General features: G+C 69.0%; 14 protein-coding genes. 5 read left to right on the forward strand and 9 right to left on the reverse strand.

Annotated elements, in window-relative coordinates:
* Nucleotides 1-19: 19 nt before the first annotated feature.
* The 4 genes from JOF55_RS01330 to fdh form a co-directional block, all read right to left on the reverse strand.
* Nucleotides 20-811 carry an SDR family NAD(P)-dependent oxidoreductase gene (locus JOF55_RS01330; protein WP_310268288.1) on the reverse strand — a complete coding sequence of 264 codons (792 nt, stop codon included), beginning with the start codon at nucleotides 809-811 and terminating at the stop codon, nucleotides 20-22.
* 224 nt (nucleotides 812-1,035) lie between these two features.
* Nucleotides 1,036-2,004: an NrfD/PsrC family molybdoenzyme membrane anchor subunit gene (gene nrfD, locus JOF55_RS01335; protein WP_310268291.1), complete on the reverse strand. Its 969-nt coding sequence runs from the start codon at nucleotides 2,002-2,004 to the stop codon at nucleotides 1,036-1,038.
* Nucleotides 2,001-3,068, reverse strand: coding sequence for a 4Fe-4S dicluster domain-containing protein (locus JOF55_RS01340; RefSeq protein WP_310268294.1), 1,068 nt, complete (start codon nucleotides 3,066-3,068; stop codon nucleotides 2,001-2,003). Before JOF55_RS01340 ends, nrfD begins: the two co-directional genes overlap by 4 nt.
* The gene (gene fdh, locus JOF55_RS01345) at nucleotides 3,065-6,367 is read right to left on the reverse strand and encodes a formate dehydrogenase (RefSeq protein WP_310268297.1); all 3,303 of its coding nucleotides are present in this window, start codon (nucleotides 6,365-6,367) and stop codon (nucleotides 3,065-3,067) included. Before fdh ends, JOF55_RS01340 begins: the two co-directional genes overlap by 4 nt.
* 149 nt (nucleotides 6,368-6,516) lie before the next feature.
* Between fdh and JOF55_RS01350 the strand changes: the two genes are divergently transcribed.
* The 3 genes from JOF55_RS01350 to JOF55_RS01360 are packed head-to-tail and all read left to right on the forward strand — an operon-like array spanning nucleotide 6,517 to nucleotide 9,658.
* Nucleotides 6,517-7,488 (forward strand): SDR family oxidoreductase, encoded by a 972-nt coding sequence (locus JOF55_RS01350; RefSeq protein WP_310268299.1) that lies wholly within the window; start codon nucleotides 6,517-6,519, stop codon nucleotides 7,486-7,488.
* A gap of 44 nt (nucleotides 7,489-7,532) precedes the next feature.
* A complete protein-coding gene (locus JOF55_RS01355; RefSeq protein ID WP_310268303.1) occupies nucleotides 7,533-8,246 on the forward strand; it encodes an alpha/beta fold hydrolase in 714 nt (237 codons plus the stop codon).
* The gene (locus JOF55_RS01360; RefSeq protein WP_310268305.1) at nucleotides 8,243-9,658 is read left to right on the forward strand and encodes a hypothetical protein; all 1,416 of its coding nucleotides are present in this window, start codon (nucleotides 8,243-8,245) and stop codon (nucleotides 9,656-9,658) included. The genes JOF55_RS01355 and JOF55_RS01360 overlap by 4 nt, the downstream gene beginning before the upstream one ends.
* Before the next feature lie 84 nt (nucleotides 9,659-9,742).
* Here JOF55_RS01360 and JOF55_RS01365 read toward each other — a convergent pair whose 3' ends face one another.
* The 3 genes from JOF55_RS01365 to JOF55_RS01375 all read right to left on the reverse strand — a co-directional run bounded on the left by JOF55_RS01365 (nucleotide 9,743) and on the right by JOF55_RS01375 (nucleotide 12,831).
* On the reverse strand, nucleotides 9,743-10,852 hold the full coding sequence (locus tag JOF55_RS01365) for a type III polyketide synthase (protein WP_374727198.1): 1,110 nt from the start codon (nucleotides 10,850-10,852) through the stop codon (nucleotides 9,743-9,745).
* Nucleotides 10,846-12,042, reverse strand: a complete 1,197-nt coding sequence (locus tag JOF55_RS01370) for an acyl-CoA dehydrogenase family protein (protein WP_310268311.1) — start codon at nucleotides 12,040-12,042, stop codon at nucleotides 10,846-10,848. The genes JOF55_RS01365 and JOF55_RS01370 overlap by 7 nt, the downstream gene beginning before the upstream one ends.
* Nucleotides 12,043-12,105: 63 nt before the next feature.
* On the reverse strand, nucleotides 12,106-12,831 hold the full coding sequence (locus tag JOF55_RS01375; protein ID WP_310268314.1) for a methyltransferase domain-containing protein: 726 nt from the start codon (nucleotides 12,829-12,831) through the stop codon (nucleotides 12,106-12,108).
* Nucleotides 12,832-12,858: 27 nt separating this feature from the next.
* Here JOF55_RS01375 and JOF55_RS01380 point away from each other — a divergent pair, with 27 nt between their 5' ends.
* The gene (locus JOF55_RS01380) at nucleotides 12,859-13,695 is read left to right on the forward strand and encodes a UbiA family prenyltransferase (protein ID WP_310268317.1); all 837 of its coding nucleotides are present in this window, start codon (nucleotides 12,859-12,861) and stop codon (nucleotides 13,693-13,695) included.
* A gap of 42 nt (nucleotides 13,696-13,737) precedes the next feature.
* Here the strand turns inward: JOF55_RS01380 and JOF55_RS01385 are convergent, their stop codons facing one another.
* Together JOF55_RS01385 and JOF55_RS01390 are read right to left on the reverse strand one after the other, a co-directional pair.
* Nucleotides 13,738-14,025: a hypothetical protein gene (locus JOF55_RS01385; protein ID WP_310268319.1), complete on the reverse strand. Its 288-nt coding sequence runs from the start codon at nucleotides 14,023-14,025 to the stop codon at nucleotides 13,738-13,740.
* Between the two features lie 60 nt (nucleotides 14,026-14,085).
* A complete protein-coding gene (locus JOF55_RS01390; RefSeq protein WP_310268323.1) occupies nucleotides 14,086-15,054 on the reverse strand; it encodes a sigma-70 family RNA polymerase sigma factor in 969 nt (322 codons plus the stop codon).
* Nucleotides 15,055-15,433: 379 nt separating this feature from the next.
* On the opposite strand from JOF55_RS01390, the gene JOF55_RS01395 reads away from it, so the two are divergent.
* Entirely contained in the window at nucleotides 15,434-16,231 is a 798-nt protein-coding gene (locus JOF55_RS01395; protein ID WP_310268326.1) for an alpha/beta fold hydrolase, read from the forward strand.
* Nucleotides 16,232-16,242: the final 11 nt, after the last annotated feature.

The following is a 16,242-nucleotide window of genomic DNA, read 5'->3' on the forward strand; positions in this document are numbered from 1 at the left end:
GGTACTGCCCGGACCTCGGTTACTGCCCGGATCGTGGTTTGGACATCAGATTGTGCGCGGCGGCCTTGATCTTGTCCGGCAACATCGAGTTGGCCGCCCCCATGGCCTTGGTCATCCCGGAGCCTGCGACGATCTTCTGCCTGCCCGCCATGAGCGCCTCGAAACCCTGTTGGGCAACCTGGGCGGGGTCGTCCTTCGGCCCCCGGCCGATACGCGTGCTTTCCAGCCGACCACGCCGGAAGAAGTTCGTGTCGGTCGGCCCGGGCTCCAGCGAGGTGATGGTGACCCGGGTTTCCTTGAGCTCATCGGCGACCGCCTCGGCGAACGACTGCACGAACGACTTCGACGCGTTGTAGACCGCCTGGTACGAGCCCGGCATCATCGAGGCGATCGACGAGGTGAACAGCATTTTGCCCTCGTTGCGGGCAACCATGTCGACCAGCAGGCGCTTGGCCAGATGCACGGTCGAAGTGACGTTGAGATTGAGCACCGTGAGCTCGTCGGAGAGGTCGTTGTTCACGAACGAGCCGCCCTGGCCCACACCTGCGTTGAGCGCGGCGGCGTCTACCGGCCGTCCCGTCGCACCGATGGCGGCGTAGAGCTTTTCCACACCGTTGTAGTCGGTCAGATCCGCCTGTACGGGCGTGACCTCGGCGCCGGTCTCCCGGAGCTTCTCGGCGGCCCCGTCCAGGCCGGTCTCCTCGGCGTTGATCAGCACATCGAAGCCGTTTTGTGCGAACTGCCTGGCCAGTTCGTAGCCGATTCCGCTGGAGGCGCCGGTTATCACGGCCAGTCGCTTTGTGTCTGCCATGCTTGCGGGTACCCACCACCACGGCCCTGCATTCCCGCAAGGCCAAGAGGCTCCGTGCCTCGATCGGTCAGGTGAGCAGTCTCGGAGAGGCGCTTCCGGTGCTCTCGAGCGGAGCCCCTTTTTCGGAGGAGTCGCCGTGCGAGCCGCCGTGCCGGCCGGTGGGCGATCGCCTCAGGGGGAGCTGGTCAGTATGTCGGCGCGGACCGGCGACGAGAGCAAACCCGTTACCCTTCCGCAGCGGCGCGCTCGGCGAGCCGCTCGCGCTGCGGGACGACCGTGTACTGCGGATCGCGGGCCGAGGCCATGCCGGCCTCGAAAACCCCGAAGCGGGTGACCACGGCACCGGCGGTGAGACTCAGCCCGGCCAGTACCGACAGCACGCGGCTGCGACCTGCGAAGGGCGCTGCGAGGCCGCCTGCCACGGTGCACGCCCGCGCGATACGCATCAGCTTTCCGGCACGACCACGGTGATAGGCCTGCCCGGGCAGCCCGATGCGCTTTTCCAGCAGCGTGGCTGCGGCGATCTCCAGTCCCGCTCCCCCCGCGGCCAGCCTCCGGGCCGGGGCGGCCTCGTGGGTGGGAACGGCCACCATGGCCACCGCGGCCCCGCTCGTCAGCGCGCTGCCCGCGAAGACGAAGGGCAGCTTCCGGTAGCCCTCGTGCCAGGCCGGTACGGCGGTGTCGGACAGCAGTACCGCCGTGTAGGTGACCATCGCCGGTCCGAGGACTCCCGCGGTGGCGCCGCTGATCCTGGCCAGCGTGGGCAGCAGGCCCGTGACCTCGCTGACCGCCGTCGCCGAGGCCATCGCGGAAAACGGGGACAGGATCCAGGTCCCGACGCTCAGCGGAGAGGTCGGCTTGAACACGCGCAGCATGTTGAGGAATCGCTCCGGCCGCCCCAGGTCGTGGATCAGCGCTCCGACGCTGGCCAGCGAGCCCACGCTCCCGGCCAGCCGCCCGACCCGCCGCAGCCGGGGGCGGCCGGTCAGGGCGGCGAACTCCCCCATCAGCGAGGACACTCCCGCCGTGCCACCCAGATACAGGTAAGCGGGCACGTCCGGCACCTTCCACACCGGCGGCTTGATCACGGGGCGCCCGTAGTAGGAGTCGAACTCGGCTTCCGGGACCACGGCCTGCTTGTCCCGGCTGCGCCGGTTGCGCCGGGCTTCGCCACCCGAGTGCTGCTCGTTCATCGGCGACCTCCCACGAACGCTGCCGCCACCGCCGCCATCGTGCCCACGGCAGCGGCCCCGGCGTACCGCCACATCGACGGGAGGTCCCGGGTCGTGACCACCGGGTCCGGGGGCAGGCCGTAGACCTCCGGCTCGTCGAGCAGCAGGAAGAACGCCCCGTCGCCGCCGACGCCGTCGGTGGGCTCGTGCCCGTAGAGGCGGGCCTCGGTGATGCCGCGCTCCTGCAGTTTCTCCACTCGTTCGGCAGCCCGTTCACGCAGCTCATCCAGCGGTCCGTACTGGATGGAATTGGTGGGGCAGGCTTTGGCGCAGGCGGGTTCGAGGCCGTCTCCCATGCGGTCGTAGCACAGGGTGCACTTGAACGCCCGCCCGTCGTCCGGGCGCTGGTCGATCACGCCGTAGGGGCAGGCAGGAATACAGTAGCCACAGCCGTTGCAGATGTCCTCCTGCACCACCACGGTGCCGTACTCGGTGCGAAACAGCGATCCCGTGGGGCAGACATCCAGGCAGGCGGCGTGGGTGCAGTGCTTGCACACGTCCGAGGACATCAGCCAGCGAACTTCGCGGTCGTCCTGGAGTGCTCCCTGGGCACCCGGCGTGACGGGCGGGCCGACGCCGGGCATGCCCAGATCGGATCCCCGTGTGCCCGCCGTCTCCTCGGGCGTACGGCTCGCAGGCGTGGGCGATCCTGCCTCGTCACCGCTGTTGTTCGCGGCGGACAGCGAGCCCAGGATGTCGACGTCCTCCTGGATCGGCACGGTCTGCTCGATGAAGGCCACGTGCCGCCAGCTGTTCGCCCCGAGTTCGGTGGTGTTGTCGTAGGACATGCCGGTCATGTCGAGCACGTCACCGGGCACCCCGTTCCACTCCTTGCACGCCACCTCACACGCCTTGCATCCGATGCAGACACTGGTGTCGGTGAAAAAACCCATCCGCGGCGGGTGCTGCCCGTCGTATCCCGCTTCACCGGCCGGGTCGTCGAGTGGCCCGGCCAGCCGCTCGTAGCTCGTGTACGTCCCGTCCGTCCTGGTGCGGCCCGCTTCCTTGGAGTGGCCGTCTGTCATGGTGCGGCTCCCTCGGTGCCGGTCTCCGGGTTGATGCCCGCCCGACGGCGGTAGCTGCCGACGAGCTCCAGGAGCTCGGGGCCACGCGGCCGACGCCCCGGGCGGATGTCGCAGGTCGCGGCCTTGCTCTCCTGAATGTGCACATTGGAGTCCATCACCGCCGACAGCAGCTCGTTGGCGCCGTCGCCGGTGCTCAGCCCGTTCGAACCCCAGTGGTAGGGCAGACCGATCTGTTCCACGGTGCGGCCGTGGATGGTCAGCGTTCGCATTCGCTCGGTCACCACCACGCGCGCCTCCACCGCGGTGCGTGCGGTCACGATCGTCGCCCAGCCGAGGTGCTCCAGGCCACGCTCGGCGGCCAGGCGGGGCGAGATCTCGCAGAAGAACTCCGGCTGTAGCTCGGACAGGTAGGGCAGGAAGCGACTCATGCCGCCCGCGGTGTGGTGCTCGGTGAGCCGGTAGGTGGTGAACACATACGGGAAGACCTCCGCACCCGATGTGCCGTCGCTGGGTTGGTAGGGATTGCTGCGATGCCGGAGCTCTTCCCTGGCCGGATTCGACTGCTGCCGGTAGAGCAGGTTCTCGAACGGTGACTCGAACGGCTCGTAGTGCGTGGGCATCGGCCCGTCGGTGAGGCCGGTCGGGACATAGAGCCAGGCGCGGCCGTCGGTCTGCATGATGAACGGGTCCGTGCCTGCGAGGGCGTCCTCGGCTCGCGCATCCTCCGGTGGGACGTAGTCGGGGGATTTTCCTGCCTCGAAGTCGGGGGTGTCGTGGCCGGTCCAGCGCCCCCGCTCGGCGTCCCACCAGACGTAGGCCTTGCGCTCGCTCCACGGCCTGCCGTCCGGATCGGCCGAGGCACGGTTGTACAGGATGCGCCGGTTGGCCGGCCACGCCCAGGCCCACTCCAGTGCCACCCAGGACTGCTCGCGTTCGGGCTTGCGCCGGGCCGTCTGGTTCACCTCGTCGGCATAGCATCCACAGTAGATCCAGCATCCGCAGGCCGTGGAGCCGTCGTCTTTCAGTTGGGTGTAGGACGTCAACGCGTTGTTGTCGGCATCCCAGCCGTTGATCTCGCGCAGCACCGCCTCGGCGCTGGGCTCGTCGGTGCTGCCCTGCGTGGGGTAGTCCCAGGTCAGATCCAGGACCGGGCGGTCACGGCCCTGCTGCTCGGCGCTGCGCTCGGCTTGGCGTTCGGCGAGCTTCTCCCGGATCCGCCTGCCCAGGTGGTAGTAGAACCACAGATCACTGCGGCAATCGCCCTGGGGCTCGACGGCCTGGTGATGCCACTGCAGCATCCGCTGCGTGTTGGTGAAGCTGCCGTCCTTTTCCGTGTGGGAAGCGGCGGGCAGGAAGAAGACCTCGGTGCCGATCTCCTCGGTGCGCAGCTCCCCCGTTTCGATCTCGGGTCCGTCCTTCCAGAATGTCGCCGACTCGATCATGTTCAGATCCCGCACCACGAGCCAGTCGAGATGGGCCAGACCGAGCCGCTGCATCTTCGCGTTGGCAGAGCCCACGGCCGGGTTCTCCCCGACCAGGAAGTAGCCCTTGACCGTGCCCTCGATCTGGTCGGCCACGGTCTGATAGCTGCTGTGGTTGCCCGTCAGGCGGGGCAGGTAGTCGAAGCAGTAGTCGTTGTCGGCCGTGGCGTGCTCTCCCCACCAGGCCTTGAGCAGACTGACCGTGTAGTCCTGCATGTTGCCCCAGAAGCCGGTACTGCCGGAGTCCGCCTCGACGAAGGTGGCAAGGTCCTGCTGGAACTCCGCATGCGGCATCGGGATGTAGCCCGGCAGCAGGTTGAACAGGGTCGGGATGTCGGTCGAGCCCTGGATACTCGCATGTCCACGCAGTGCGAGGATTCCGCCTCCCGGGCGCCCGATGTTGCCCAGCAGGGCCTGCAGGATCGAGGCGGTCCGGATGTACTGCGCACCCACCGTGTGTTGCGTCCACCCCACCGAGTAGACGAACGCCGAGGTGCGCTCGCGCCCCGAATTGGTCGTCAGCGCCTCGGCCACGGCGAGGAACTGCTCGCGGGCGATGCCGCACGTTTGCTCGACGAGCTCCGGCGTGTAGCGCGAGAAGTGACGCTTGAGCAGTTGGTAGACGCACCGGGGATGTTCGAGCGTTTCGTCGAGTTCCGGTTTCGCCTCGATCGACGGCCCGCCGGAACCGACGCGTTCGACGTGGGCGGTTGCCTTCTCCGCACGCCCCCTGGACTCCAGCGGCCACTCGCTCTCGTCGCCGACGTACTCGGCCTTGTGCCGCTTGCCCGCAGCGGGCGCCGCCACGGCCCCTTCGTATTGCCACGTCGACGTTTCGTAGTGCTGCCCGTCGGGGTCATAGCCGGAGAAGAGACCGTCGAGGTCCTCGGTGTCGGCGAACTCCTCCTTCACGATCGCCGGCGCGTTGGTGTAGGCGACGATGTAGTCGCGGAAGGCGAGATCGTTGTCCAGTACGTAGTTGACCAGCGCGCCGAGAAAGGCGATGTCGGTGCCCGCCCGTAGGGGCAGGTGCATGTCCGCGAGAGCGGAGGTGCGGGTGAACCGCGGGTCGACGTGAATGACGGTCGCACCGCGCTCCTTGGCTTCCATCACCCACTGGAACCCGACCGGGTGGCACTCGGCCATGTTCGAGCCCTCGATGACGATGCAATCGGAGTTCTGCAGGTCCTGCTGGAAGGTGGTGGCCCCTCCCCGGCCGAACGAGGTTCCCAGACCGGGAACCGTGGAGGAGTGTCAAATGCGGGCCTGGTTCTCCACCTGGACCGCACCCAGGGCGGTGTAGAGCTTCTTCATGAGGTAGTTCTCCTCGTTGTCGAGGGTCGCTCCTCCGAGGCTCGCGATGCCCATCGTGCGGCGCAGCCTGCGGCCCTGGGGGCCACGGTCCTGCCAGGTCTCGTCGCGGGTGGACAGTACTCGCTCCGCGATCATGTCCACGGCCGTGTCGAGGTCGAGATCCTCCCAGTCGGTGCCGTGGGGCCGCCGGTAGCGGACCGTGCGCTGCCGGGTCGGGGAATTGACGAGTTGCTCACTCGCGGCGCCCTTGGGGCACAGCCGACCGCGCGAGACCGGACTGTCGGGGTCCCCCTCGATCTGGGTGACCCGATCGCCCTGGGAGTACACCAGCTGTCCACAACCGACCGCGCAATACGGGCACACCGACCGGGTGACCGCATCGGCGGTCTCCGTTCTCGAACGCAGCGCGCTGGTGTAATCGGACTGTGCTGCCGCACCACGGCCCAACGAGTCCTCGCCCACCAGCTGGCGCACGACCGGCCACGACCGGAAACCACCGCCCATCTTCGACCAGCCTCTCCGACGCGAAGCGCAGCTTCCCGCCTCACAGGCTGCGTCCCACAGCAGCACGCCGCAACTCGGTGCGAGGCTCGGACCTGGGAGTTCGGAGTCGATTCTTTTTGGAACAGGCTCCGGGTGGGTACAGCACTGTCATGCGGATCAAGGACCGGGTCGCGGTCGTCACCGGCGCTTCGAGCGGTATCGGACGGGCAACGGCGCTGGCTCTGGCGGGTCGCGGTTGTGCGCTCGTGCTCACCGCACGGCGTGCGGAAGCCCTGCAGCGGGTCGCCGAGGAGTGCTCCGAGCGTGGCGAGCAGGCACTCGTGGTGCCCGCTGATGTCGGTGACGCCGAGGCCGTCGAGAGGGTGGCCCGGCACGCACGGGATCGGTTCGGGCGTATCGATGTGTGGGTCAACGCGGCCGCGGTGACCGTCTTCGGGCCGTTTCAGGACATCCCGCTGGAGGACTTCCGGCGCGTGATCGAGGTCAACCTGATGGGCTGTGTCCACGGCTCCCGTGCCGCGCTGGCGGTCTTCCGGGAACAGGGCCGAGGTGTTCTGGTCAATATGTCCTCGGTCGCCGGTGCCATCGCGCAGCCGTACACCGCGGCTTACGGAATGTCGAAGTCCGCGGTCCGGGCGCTGAGTACGAGCCTGCGCCAGGAACTGTGGCTCGACGACGCCGTCGGCATCGACGTGTGCACGGTCCTGCCCGCGGCCATCGACACGCCACTGTTCCGGGATGCGGCGAACTACACCGGGCGCGAGGTACGGGCGATGCCGCCGGTTTACACCCCTGAGCGGGTGGCGAGCACGATCCTGAGCCTGGTGCGACGCCCTCGACGGGAAGTCGTGGTCGGCCCGATGAGCCGATCGCTGGTCATGCAGTCGAAGTGCACGCCCGGATTCGTCGAGAAGCTGATGGCCTTCCAGGTGAACCGCTCACACCTGTCCCGCAAACATCCTGCACCGGCCACCTCCGGCAAGCTGCACGAACCGCTGCCGGGAACCGGAGCGATACATGGCGGTTGGCACGGCGGTCGTCGCACCACGATGCGCCGCATCGCCACGGGCACCCTGCTGCTCGGGGCCACCGCGGCCGCCGCCCGCCGGTTCTCGCGGTGAACAGCTGGGGCCGATCCGAGTTCACCGCGGCCGCCGGAACTCGAATGCACGCCACCGTTCTCGGTCCACCGGAGGCGCCCGATGTGGTGTGCGTACACGGCCTGGGCTGTTCGCACCGCTACTTCGGTCCCCTGGCACGGCAGCTCTCGGGCGGATATCACGTCGTCGCCGTCGACCTCCCCGGCTTCGGGCGCACCCCCGGACCACCGGAAACACTCGACGTGCGCGGTCTGTCCACGGCGCTCGCCGACTGGTTGCGGGCGACCGGCCGCGGTGGGGTGCCGCTGGTGGCCAATTCCGCGGGATGCCAGGTGGTGGCCGACCTCGCGGTCCATGCGTCCGAGCTTCTCGGCCCGGCCGTGCTCAATGCCCCGACCATGGATCGACACGCCCGCGACCCCCTGCCGCAGATCGCCCGGTTGCTGTCCGACGTTCCCCGGGAACGGCCGGGGTGGGGCCTGGTCATCGGCCGCGAGTACCTCGACTGCGAGACACGGAGGCTGCTGGCGACATTCCGGTTCCTGCTCGCCGACCCCATCGAACGCAAGCTTGCCCGACTCGCCACTCCCTGCGTCGTGGTCCGGGGTGGCCGGGACCCGATCGTGTCCCGCGAGTGGGTGCAGGAGTGCGTCTCGCTGCTCCCGCAGGGGACCCTGGCCGAGGTAGCAGGAGCAGGGCACACCCTCAACTATTCGGCACCGGCAGCGCTCGCACGGATCATCCACGCACTGCTGGATCGAACGGGGGATTTCGGATGAGCGACCTCCGGCGGCACGCCCGTGCGGCACGCACGCTGACCGACTTCGACTCGTCGGTCAACATGGTTCGCGCACTGGGGCGCTTCCTGCGTGGCCGGGATCATCGGGCGATGTCGGTGGGGCCTGCCTCGCCGCAACTGGCCGATGCCCTGACGCATCTTCCCCGCAGTATGCGCCGGAGAGTCTTCGAGGCGATGGGATTCCTGCAGGCCGTGCCGCTCGACCGGATCGGCCGACTCGACAGTGACGACCTCGCGCAATGGGTGACCCGGCAGTATCGGGGCGGACCGTATCCGGCGGTGGTGATCGGCGCCGCGAGTGGGGCCGCTGTGCATCTCGCCGCCGCGCTGCACGCGCCCTTCCTGCCGCAGACCGTGCTCGTCGGTGCGAGGGACACCGCGACGCACCCGGATGACCCCGTGTCGGCGATGCGGGCCGTCGCACCGATCGCCAAGCACATCGCGGCACGCAATCCCGACATCGCCGTCCACCACATGCACGATCCGGCCCAGGACCGTCCCATGCTGCAGAGCCTGGCGTATCTGCGGCTCAAGCGGCTGCGGCTGGGCAGGATTTACGAGCGGTTCCTGGAGGAACGGCTGGCGCCGGGTGCCCCGATCATCCTGCTCGACTGCACTCGTGATTGGCGCACCACCGAAGTCGCCGAGCGGACCTACTTCCAGTTCGGTTGTCTCGGGGGCGTTTCGGAGGAGGAGTATCACGACAGCGGCGAACGGGTCGCCGAGTACCTGCGGCGGGAGGGCTCACCGCGGCGGCGGTGGCAGCCTCCGGTGCCCGATGCGCGCCGCCCCGAGGCGGAGTGGGGTTTCGATTCGGCGCTGGTTCCCGATATCGCTCGCTTCGCCCATGGGTTCGGTCACCCGATGCACCGCCTCACCGTGGCCGATCCGCAGGACCTCAGTCCCTTCGTGGCCGATCTGTACCGCTGGTGGTACCGCAGACGCGGATTGCCCGCCGATCGACTGCTCGCCGAGTCCTACGTCCAGTTCGATCCGCTGTGGACTCTGCGACTGGCAGCGGTGCCGTTCTGGCTGCGGTTCAACATGCTCCCCAGCTACGCGGCGCTGCGGGACTACCTGCACAGCGCCGAACCGTTCCGGGACATTCACGTGAACCTCTTCTCGCAGGGTCTGCGCTCCCCCGGAGTGGTGCCCGTCGATCGGTGGCGCGAGCTTGCAGCCGGACAGGCAGGCGGCACCGGCGAGATGCTCGGGGTCGACGAGAGCACCTACCCGCTCGATGTCGGCAGCAGCATGCGCTACACACCCGCGTTCGCCGCACTGCCCCCGCGGCACCCGATTCCGCCGCCGCTGTCCCTTGCCGACATCGACGAGTTCCGCACGCAGACCCGGAAAAATCACGCGGTCGATTGGACCGGGCCTGTCCGGTGAACCTTGTGAACCGGTCGGTTGTCGGCAAAACCGCACGCCCCCACACCCTGGGGGAGGGCTCCGGTTTCCGGGAAGATCGGGACTTCACCATAGCTCGGGGTCTCCGGACAGGAGTGCGGCGTAGAGGGTCAGTCCGGGGCCGAAGGCCATCGCCACCACCGGTCCCGCACCCTCCGGATCGTCGCGGCCGAGCAGCTTCTCGAGGATCAGCAGCACCGTCGGCGACGAGCAATTGCCCTGCTCTGCCAGGACCGATCGGGAGGACTCGAGTGCTTCCGGAGGAAGGTCCAACTCCTGCTGCACCGTGCTCAGGATCGCAGGACCACCGGGGTGCACCGCCCATCCCCGCACATCCGGTACGTCCAGCCCGTGCCTGCCCAGCAGATCGCAGACCACCGGCCGGACGTGTTGGGAGAGCACGGCAGGCACCTTGGGGGACAGCCCCATGCGAAATCCGAGGTCGGTGACGTCCCAGGTCATGTGGTCACTGGTGGACACGTCGGTCATCGCGGCCAGATCGACCAGATGTAGGGGTGAGCTGCGCGATCCGACCCTGCGCGATCCGACCCTGCGCGATCCGGCTGCGTGCGCGTGGTCCGGCGTCAGCACCACGGCAGCCGCCGCGTCACCGAACAGGGCGTGGGAGACCATCTGCTGGGGATCACGGGTGGGCGGTTGCACGTGCAGCGACGTCAGCTCCAGACACAGCAGCACCGCGGGTCGCTGCCGGGCGACGACGAAGTCCGCGGCGCTGCCCAGCGCGGGCAGCGCCGCGTAGCAGCCCATGTGGCCGACGAACAGCCGTTGCACGTCGGAGCGCAGAGACAACGAGGTGGCCAGCCGGATGTCGAGCCCGGGGGTGCTGTAGCCGGTGCAGGAGGCGACGGTGAGCAGTCCGATGTCCTCGGTGGCCACACCGGCCTCGGCCAGGGCCGCGATCGTCGCACGATGCCCCAGCGGTTCGGCTTCCCGGACGTAGCGCCGCATGCGCTGTTCGGTCGACCAACCGGACAGGTCCTCGGTGAGCGGGTCGGCCACGGTATGCCTGCGGAGCACTCCGGAACCCGCGAAGATCCGTTCCGCCAACCGGCTCGTGGCGAAGTGGGAACGGAAGAAACCGTCCCACAACGCCTGCTGCTCGGCGGCCAAGCCGGGAAGAGCCGTACCGATACCGGCGATGGTGGCGCTCACCACCGCGGTACCTGCGCGTCCCGGTCCGGGTCACCGTCCAGGGCGGCAACACCCAGCCAGTCGGCACACACGTCCGAAGTGGCCGGTTGCAGCGCACCGCACCGGGCGTCCCGGTAAATCCGCTCCAGCGGATGACCACGCCGGGTCGCCGAGGTTCCCGCGGCTTCGAGCATCGAGGAAGCCACCTCGGCGGCGGTGTCGCCTGCCACCATCTTGGCTCGCCACACCCAGCGGTTGGTCTCCGGTGTCCCCGGCGCTTCGGCCACCCGCCGAGCGGCCTCGGTCACCACCAGCTCGGCCCCCGCCACCGCGGCGTCCGCCCGACCCATACGCGCACGCACCGCGGGCAGGGTATGCAGGTCGCGGGCACGCAGATGTGCCGCGCCCTCCTGCACAGCGGCGCGGGCCACCCCCGCGTACACCGCAGCGTAGGAGGCCACCAGCCACTGTGGCATCACCTCGGCCATCAGCACCGACAGGCCCTCGACACCGCCCAGCAAGGCCTCGGGGCCGACCTCGGCATCGAGATGCAGATCATGACTGCCGGTGGCGCGCATCCCCATCGAGTCCCAAGTCGGCTCCACCCGTACGCCGCGTTCCCCCGGGACCAGGAAGTAGGACACCGCCGCTTCCCGGGAATCGGCTGTCTCACCGGCTTCGGCATCCCTGGCGGCGACCAGGTAGGCATCGGCGTGTCCGGCTCCGGAGACGAAAGCCTTACTGCCGGTGATGTGGAATCCCTCGCCGACCCGGCGATAGCGGGTGGCGAGGCGGGACAGCCGGGAGCCGGCCCCGCGCTCGCTCATGGCCACGGCGTACAGAGCGCCCTCGGCCGCCCCGGAGAGCACCCGGTCCCGCACGGCCGCGAAATCCTCGGGAGCACCGAGTTCGCGCACCAACTCCTCCGGCAGGTGCGCCAGCGCACCGGTCACCGAGGCGTGCATGTTGAAGATCAGGGCTGTGGATCCCGCACCACTGGCCAGTTCCGCCGCCACTGCCGCGTAGTCCGCGAACGAGGCGCCGCAGCCACCCAGCCGTGCAGGGGCCATCAAGCCCAGGAGGCCGTGGGCGCGCAGCTCCTCGAAGTCCTCTGTCGGGAAAGAGCCGGACAGGTCGTGCTCGCTCGCCCGCGCGGCCAGCCGGGGCCGCAGCAGGCAGGCCAGGGTGTGCGCGGCAGCAGGGTCGGTCGGCACCTGTACGTCGGAGACGGTATCTGAAGGGGCTGTACCTGAAAGTGCGGTATCGGACACCGGCAATCACTCCTCCTTGCGGCCACATGCTTGGAACAGCACCGCCGTGGTGGGCACCGAAACCATCCGCACCGCGCTTCGGCGCCCGCGAGCCCAGGCGAGCAGATCGGTCACCGAGGGGCGGATCCCCCGCAGCGCCAGCCGCACACCGTGCCGGGCGCATTCCGCGCTCAACACGGCACGATCGACCAGCAGAGCCGGGTCGTGGATGCCGGTGGGAGCCATCCCCGGTATGCGTTCGGCCACGGTAATGGCCAGCCACCGACTCAGCGCGGTGGCAGCCAGGGTGTCCAACACCAGCAGCCCGCCGGGACGCAGCAACCGGCACGCCTGCGCCACGGCCCCGGAGAGGTCGTCGACGTGTTCGAGGATCTCTCCGGCGGCGACCACATCGGCGCAGCCGTCGGCCAGCGGCACGGCACGCACATCACCGCGCACCCCGTGCACACCGTGCTGCCCGGCCTGGCGCAGTGCCGTCGACGAGAGATCCACTCCGATGTGCCGATAGCCCTTGCCCGCCACATGGGGGGCGAGCAGCCCCGCCCCACAGCCCAGATCCACCAGCACCGCATCCGGGTGCGTCGCCGGGGGCACCAGCCTGCCGCGGGCCGCCGCCAGCCAGTGCAGCATCGCGAACGCCCCATGCGGCCGCCACCACTGGTCGGCCAATACCTCGTACAGGACCGGGTCGTTGCGCGGCACGGCTGTCGCGCGCGCCAGGGAGTGCGGCACCGCCTCAGCCTGGCACACTCACTACCCATGCGGCATCTCGCGCGGACAGCGCCGGCGCTGATCCGGGCCTGCCACCCGCAACCGACGCTGGCGGTCACCGCAGTGGCCACGGGCCTGGCCGCGACTTCCGGACGTGCCACCGACGAGCTGGTCCTCGTCGCAGCGGCCATCCTGGCGGGTCAGCTCTCGGTGGGATGGCTCAACGACCTGGTCGATGCCGGGCGGGACGCCACGACCGGCCGTGCCGGTAAGCCGGTCGCTGCGGGGCAACTGTCCCGGACGGTGGTGCTGGTCGGGGTGGTCGTTGCCGCGACCGGTGCCGTCCTGCTGTCGCTGCCGTCGGGTGGGCCCGCCACTGCCGCGCATCTGGCCGCTTTGGTTTCGGCCTGGTCGTACGACCTCGGCGCCAAATCCGGGGCGCTGTCGGTGCTGCCCTACGCGGTGTCCTTCGCTCTGCTGCCCGCCTTCGTGGTGCTGGGGCTGCCCGGTGCGCCGTTCCCGCCGCCGTGGCTGATCGTGGCTGCGGCACTGCTGGGGGCAGGCGCGCACTTCGCCAACGTCCTGCCCGACCTGGAGGACGACCTCGCCACCGGTGTGCGCGGCCTGCCGCACCGGTTGGGTGCCACCGGCAGCCGGGTCGCGGCCGCCGGGTTGGCGCTGGGTGCGTCGGTGGTGCTGGTTCTCGGCCCCACGGGCGCGGCTTCCGGTGTGGGGCTCCTGGCCCTGTTCATCGCCGTGCTGGCCATCGCCGTCGGGCTGCTGCGGGCGCTCCGGCCGGGGTCGCGGTCGGTTTTCCAGGCGTTTCTGCTCGTCGCGGTCCTCGACGTCGCCCTGTTGCTCGCAGGCGGGGTGAGCATCGCATGAGGCACGGAACCCGGAAATCGCCGCACCACCGCAGGACGGTGGTCACGATTGTTCACCGCCCGCGGGTCCACCGGCCAACTGGTACGCGCGGGCCCGGGAGACGCCGAGTTCCTCGGCGATCCGGGCATAGCTCATGTTCCGCTCCCGCATATCCCGCACGGCCTGGCGCGTGACTTCCGCATACAACGTTTCGAACTTCTTGGCGTTCGCGCGGACCCGGCGGGCGGCATCGATCCTCGCGACCGGGTCACTGATTTCGGCGAGCTCGGTGTGCAGCGCGTCGATCAACTGCAGGACCCGGGCAGCCGGCCCATCCTCATCGGTAGCCATGGCCCGACTGTAGACCCCGGGTATTGACAGAACTCGTCCTGCTGCACGCTCGCACGTATCTCAGCTCGCCCAGGCCAGGAGACGCCGGCTGCGCTCGGGGCTGCGCAGCTCCGCCAGCGCCTGCTTCTCCAACTGGCGGATACGCTCCCTGGTCAGCCCCATGCGTGCGGCCACGTGCTGCAGGGTGTGCTGGTGGCCGTCGTCCAGCCCATACCGCAATGAGACGATCCTGGCTTCCCGTTCGGGCAGGGACCCGAGCAACGTGCGCAGTTCCTCGGTGAAAGCACGCTGCTCCACGATCTCCGAGGCACGCGGGGTCTCGGTGTCCTCGATGAGGTCACCGACGCTCGTCTCACCGTCCTCGCCCACCGGGACGTCGATACTGATCACTTCACGCGCCGCCCGACGCAGCTCGGTGATCTTCTCCGGAGAGACCTCCGCCTCAGCGGCGAGTTCCTCCACCGTCGGCTCGCGCTCCAGGCGCGTCCCGAGTTTGCGTTCCAGGCGATCGAATTTGTTGAGCTGCTCCACCACATGCACCGGCAACCGCACGGTACGGCCTTGCTCGGCGAGCCCGCGGTTGATCGACTGCCGGATCCACCACGTGGCGTAGGTGGAGAACTTGTATCCCTTGGCGTAGTCGAACTTCTCCACCGCGTGGATCAAGCCCGCGTTGCCCTCCTGGATGATGTCGGAGAAGGGTACCCCGCCACGGAGCTGCTTCTTGGCCACCGACACGACCAGACGCAGGTTGGCCCTGATCATGTACTCTTTCGCACGCTGGCCATCACGGGCCACCATCGCGAGGTCGCGGCGCTCTTCGCTCGGCACAGTGCGCTCGCCGGCATCCACTTGGCGCAGCAGTTCGGCTGCGTACACTCCTGCTTCGATGCGCTTGGCCAGCGCGACTTCGTCATCCGCCGTCAGCAGCGGCGTCGAACCGATCTCGTTGAGGTACTGCCCCACGAGATCCTGGTCGGTGTGTGTGTCAGCAACGCGGCCTTCGGCAAGTGTCTTCGCCTGCGACATGAACACCCCCTCATGGCATACGTCACCGGTCGAGGTCGACCGAATCGGAAAACACAGAAATAGCGCCGTGACCACCGGCGTAATGTGGCGCTGACAGCGAACGGCCTCCGCACACATACCCGGCCAGGACGTTCGACGCATCGACGACCGTGCTCGGGCTGCCCGGCAATCTCGGAGCAATCATATCCGCGTGCTGCAACGCATCTTTCCCGGCAGACATTCCCGCTCTTCCGCGGCCACCCGCCCCGGCCGGTTTCGTGGACCGCCACCCGGGTAACTCAACAAAGGAGGTGAGTCTCGGCCGCCTCCCCGAGTGCCGATCATCCTCGTGACCACCGGGCGTCGGAGGCGGCTGCGGCAGTGCACGGCAGGAGGCCCGATGGCGGCAATGTCCACGGACCCGCCGGACGAGTACCTGGTGCGCCATGTCCCCACCCCGCAGGGACGTATCCGAAGCAGAACGCTCGGCCACCGCCGTGAGCACGCACCACCCGTGGTGTCGCTGATGGGCATGGGGGTCTCGGATTACCTGATACCGGCCGTGCACGCCCACACCGGCTGGACGCAGGCGCACCTGGTCGATCTGCCGGGCTTGGCAGGAAGCGGACCTGCCACACATCCCCTCGACGTTGCCGGATACGCCCGGTCGATCGGCTCCTGGCTCGACGCCGCCGATCTGCCGCCGGTGGTGCTGATCGGCAACTCCAGCAGCACCCAGGTCGCCGCACACGTCGCGGCGATGCGCCCGCACCAGGTGTGTGTCCTGGTACTGGCCAGTCCGACCGTGGACCCGAAGGCACGATCCTGGCCACGGATCCTGTTCTTCTGGAACAAGGACTCGCAGTACCCGCTGCCCGGCTTGCAACAGCAGCACACACCGGAATGGGCCCGCGCCGGAGTACGGCAGTTCGTCCACCTGATCTCGGCACACCTCGGGGACCGCCTCGAGGAGGTCATCGGCGAAGTGCGCTGCCCTGTCCTGGTCCTGCGCGGCGAGCACGACAAGCTCTCCACCGAGTCCTGGGCCAGACGACTGGCCGGACTCGCCGCCGACGGCCGGTTCGCCGCCATGCCGGGCCCCCACAGCTTCGTCTGGACGGCCCCCGCCGCCTGGTGCGAGCCGATCCGGCAAGCGGCAGCACGAGAGTGTGGCTTTCCGAACGACGCTCAGAGCTGACGGATTCCCTT

This window comes from Haloactinomyces albus, from assembly GCF_031458135.1.
In the GTDB taxonomy this organism is placed as follows: Bacteria; Actinomycetota; Actinomycetes; order Mycobacteriales; family Pseudonocardiaceae; genus Haloactinomyces; species Haloactinomyces albus.

Excerpts from the sequence above, each read along its gene's own strand:
- JOF55_RS01350 (WP_310268299.1), top strand. The coding sequence starts at position 6,517 with ATGCGGATCAAGGACCGGGTCGCGGTCGTCACCGGCGCTTCGAGCGGT.
- JOF55_RS01330 (WP_310268288.1), bottom strand. The coding sequence starts at position 811 with ATGGCAGACACAAAGCGACTGGCCGTGATAACCGGCGCCTCCAGCGGA.
- JOF55_RS01380 (WP_310268317.1), top strand. The coding sequence starts at position 12,859 with ATGCGGCATCTCGCGCGGACAGCGCCGGCGCTGATCCGGGCCTGCCAC.
- JOF55_RS01390 (WP_310268323.1), bottom strand. The coding sequence starts at position 15,054 with ATGTCGCAGGCGAAGACACTTGCCGAAGGCCGCGTTGCTGACACACAC.
- nrfD (WP_310268291.1), bottom strand. The coding sequence starts at position 2,004 with ATGAACGAGCAGCACTCGGGTGGCGAAGCCCGGCGCAACCGGCGCAGC.
- JOF55_RS01385 (WP_310268319.1), bottom strand. The coding sequence starts at position 14,025 with ATGGCTACCGATGAGGATGGGCCGGCTGCCCGGGTCCTGCAGTTGATC.
- JOF55_RS01395 (WP_310268326.1), top strand. The coding sequence starts at position 15,434 with ATGGCGGCAATGTCCACGGACCCGCCGGACGAGTACCTGGTGCGCCAT.
- JOF55_RS01355 (WP_310268303.1), top strand. The coding sequence starts at position 7,533 with ATGCACGCCACCGTTCTCGGTCCACCGGAGGCGCCCGATGTGGTGTGC.
- JOF55_RS01360 (WP_310268305.1), top strand. The coding sequence starts at position 8,243 with ATGAGCGACCTCCGGCGGCACGCCCGTGCGGCACGCACGCTGACCGAC.
- JOF55_RS01340 (WP_310268294.1), bottom strand. The coding sequence starts at position 3,068 with ATGACAGACGGCCACTCCAAGGAAGCGGGCCGCACCAGGACGGACGGG.